We start from the raw sequence: 3,961 nt of genomic DNA, 5'->3' as shown, positions 1-3,961 counted from the left end.
CGAGCGGCGGAGCATACATCCGGATCAAGGATGGCAACGTCGAGGTTCATGCGCCCGGGAAAATCGATATCAAGGGTGCGTCGCATACGTTCGCGGGGCCGGCGAGCATGGGGTATCCGCTGCCGAGTCCGAGGCCGGATCAGCCGGGGCAACTGGAGTTGTTGCATACGTACGGGAACGGCCAGCCGGTGAAGGGCGGCTTGTTCTCGGTGTTTGATGCGAATGGCGGGCTGTTGAAGAAGGGAGCGCTCGACAACAACGGTCACATGATCGTGAGCGGCCTGCCACCAGGGGCGGTGCAGGTGAAGTTCGGGGAGGATCCCCGCTCGCAGGATCAACAGTCGAGCCGGTTCGATGTGGCGCCGTGGCCGGCCAAGCCGGCGTCGGCGGCAGGCGCCGCGGAAACCGCGCAGGCGCAGCTCGGTTCGTTTTTGCCAGCAGCAGGCGGTGCCGCCGGCGCGCTGACGGGGCTCGCCGGTGCGGCGACGCAGGGTGGAGCGGCGCTGGCGAAGGCCGCCGTTGGTCAAGGCATGGGCATGGCGCAGCAGGCGGTAGGCGGCATGTTGCCGGCGGGTGCGTCGAATGCACTGGGTGCGGCGAAAACGGTCGCGGGATTGGCGAGCTCGGCGTCGCAGGGCGGAGCCGCGTTGGCGAAGGCGGTGGCAGGCCAGGGCCTCGGTGTCGCGCAGCAGGCTGCGGCCAATATGCTGCCGGCGGGGGCACAGGCGGTGCTGTCGCAAGCGGGCCAGTTGAATGCCGCCGCCCAGCAGGTCAGCGGTCTCGCGCAGACGGCGCGTAGCGCCGCAGCCGTGCTGAAAATGAGCTGAGCGTCGCCCCTTTCACCTATTCGAGAACAGAAAAATCATGACCGCTGCGGGCGTCCTTCAACCCAAACCTACCGATGTGTTCGTGTCTCCGATCATGAAGATCACGGAGGCCGACGTACAGGCCGGCATCGATTCATTCGACAAGTGGCTGATCAAGGTCAGCGGCGGCGTCGTCAACGTCGGCCGGCTGAAGACGGTCGCGGAGAACGTGCCGGTCCTGGCCAATATCTTTGCGGCAGTCGATGCGGTGCTCGATATCAAGGCGATGATCGAGCATGGCGACAAACCGATCGACATGTTCGACTGGGTCAACCTCGGTCTCGACCTGATCGGGGTCGTGCCGCTGCCGCCGGCTACGGCCGAGCTTCGGCTTGGCGCGCGCCCGGTGCTGAAGCTGATTCGACAGAAGGTCGTCGAGAGCGGCAAGGCAGCGGGGGAGGCTGCTATGCTGGCGCTGCGCGATTCGATCATCTCGGCGATGGTGGCGAACGTGCAGGAGCGTTACGCGGGCGAGATCGAGAGATTCCTGAAGGTGATCCGTGACGGGCTGAAGGAGCTGCTCGACCATTGCGCCAAATTCATCGGCAATCTGATGAAGGCGATCGCCGACGTGTTCGCGCACGCGACGGGGAAGAAGTACGAAGTCGGGCACAACGTGAAGTCGGCTGGGTCGCATCTGAAGGGTGTCGGGGCGGCTATCGTTGCGTATGACGGCAGGAAGATTCTCGACAATTTCGGTGGATTCCTCTCGGATATGCGCAAGGTCGAGGGGAAGATCGCTATCAACACGGTGACCTCGGCCGCTGATTTGATCGACCCGAATTCGACGAAGAAGCTGCAGCTCTTCGCTGACGATATCTACAAGCGGATTCCGACGGTCCAGAAGTGCATTCGCGAGCTCGATGGGAACGATGCGGGCAAGATCGGGTGGATCATCACGATCGGTGAAGACGGCATGCGGAGCTGGCGCAAGCGCAATCCGAAGCCGCAGACAACCGGGATTCAAGAGCACAAGACGGTGCAGGTCGCCGAGAAGCGTGCCGAGCATCGAATTGAAGAGGTTCAAAAAACCACTGATGCGCGTCATCCGGGGCCGAATTGTTGCCTTACACATACCCCGGTGAAGACGCCTCCTGCCGCCACCCTCCATTCAATCGGATTCGCGCTCGGCGACGAGCAAATCAATCACGAAGACTTCGCGATCGACGGGCCGTTGCCTATTGTCTGGCAACGTACCTATCGATCGTTCTTCGACGCGAACGACGAGCATGGCGAATTGGGCGCGCGCTGGATTACGCCGTATACGACTCGTTTTGATATTGCCGCGGAAAAGCTCGTTTATCACGATGCCGCCGGACGAAGTATCGAATACCCGCTGCTCGGCATCGGAAGTGCGCACGATGACCTTTCCGAGGGGCAAACGTTGTTGCGGCTGGACGAGCAGTGGCTGACCGTGACGCGCGGGCATGTGCTGCTCGAAGCGTACGAACGGCACGGCAACGTGTTCCGTCTCGCATTCGTCAAGGACCGTGCCGGCAATCAGGTGACGCTCGACTACGATGCGGAAGGGCGGTTGCATCGCCTGATTGCACCGCACGTTCAGGTTGCGTTCCGACATGACACGCGAGGGCGGATCGTTGGCGTCACTCATCATGACGCACAAGGCGAATACGTCGGCACGCTTGCGAACTACGAGTACGACGACCAGAACGACTTGATCGGGGCGACGGATCGCTACGGTAATCGCCGCGAATACCGTTATCGACACCACCTCGTGACGCGATATACCGATCGCACCGGTCGAGGTGTGAACCTCGAGTGGAACGGTGACGGGCCGAAGGCAAAATGCTTCCGCGAATACGCCGATGACGGCAGCGATGAGGTTCGCCTGGCGTGGCATCCGGACTTCCGGATGGTCAGCGTGACCGATGCGCTTGGCAATGTCACGCACCACTACTACGACAGCAAGGGTTATTCGTTCCGTGTGATTCATCCGGACGGTAGCGAAGAGTGGATGTACCGGGACGCGAACGACAAACTCGTTCAGTACATCCATCGCGACGGTACCGTCGAGCACATGGAATACGATGTGCGCGGCAACTTCGTCCGCCATCAACGTACCGACGGCAGCGTGGTCGAGATGGCGTATGACCAGAAGGACCAGCTCGTCCGCGTGACCGATCCGCTTGGACACCCGTGGCTGCGTGAATATGACGATGCGGGGAACCTGGTTGCGGAGGTCGATCCGCTCGGCCACAAGACCGAGTATGCGTACGACGGGCGAGGACTGCTTACCCGGATCAAGGATGCCAAGGGGGGGGCAAAAGCGCTGACGTATGACGAAGTCGGCCAGTTGATCAGCTATACCGACTGCTCGGGCAAGACATCGCAGTGGGCGTATGACGCCCAGGGTCGCCTATCGGAAGCGAAGGATGCGGAGGGTGGGGTCACTGCATACCGTTATGGCGCGAATGGCCAGTTGATCGAAGTCGTGTCGCCGGCGGGGCGCGAGCAGTTGAGCTACGACGCGGAAGGGCGTCTGCTGACGCATGTCGATCCGCTGAACCGCAACACGCGTTACGGCTACGACGCGAGCGGGCGTATCAATATCCGCACCAATGCATTGGGGCAATCGCTGTCGTATCGCTATGACCGGCTCGGTCGGATCGTCGGGCTGACCGACCAGAATCACGCGAATTACACGTTCCGCTATGACGCAACAGGCCGGTTGATCGAGGAGATCGATTTCGACGGGAAGGCCACGCGCTATTCGTATGACGACGCGAGCAGCCGTCTCGAGTCGGTCGACGAGGCGGGACAGGTCATGACGATGTCTTACGATCGCGGTGGGCGGCTTGATGGCCGGTCGGTCGGCGAAGAGGCAGAGCGTTTTGCCTACGATCCGCTGGGACGATTGATCGAGGCCAGCAATCGATATAGCCGCGTTCAACGGTTCTTTGACCCCGTTGGCAATCTGGTGCGCGAGCATCACGCTTACGACCTGTTCGGCGCGAGCCGGAGCTTCGTGTGGCATCACCAGTACGACGAAATCGGTAACCGCATCAGAACGGTCAGGCCGGACGGCCATGCCGTCGATTGGCTCACGTATGGCTCGGGACACGTCCACGGGTTGA

At 61.7% G+C, this 3,961-nt stretch carries 2 protein-coding genes; both read left to right on the top strand.

Annotated features, from left to right (window positions below):
- On the top strand, window positions 1-827 hold an 827-nt coding region (locus QZM35_RS37985), incomplete at its 5' end, for a DUF2345 domain-containing protein (RefSeq protein ID WP_301777779.1).
- A 94-nt stretch (window positions 828-921) separates the two neighbouring features.
- Window positions 922-3,961 (top strand): DUF6531 domain-containing protein (locus tag QZM35_RS37980; protein WP_301777778.1); only part of this gene is annotated, 3,040 nt, incomplete at its 3' end.

The sequence above is a fragment of the Burkholderia sp. AU45274 genome, from assembly GCF_030482505.1.
GTDB lineage: Bacteria > Pseudomonadota > Gammaproteobacteria > Burkholderiales > Burkholderiaceae > Burkholderia.
The sequence above is the reverse complement of the archived record's forward strand: the minus strand, read 5'-3'. Positions and strand labels throughout refer to the sequence as shown.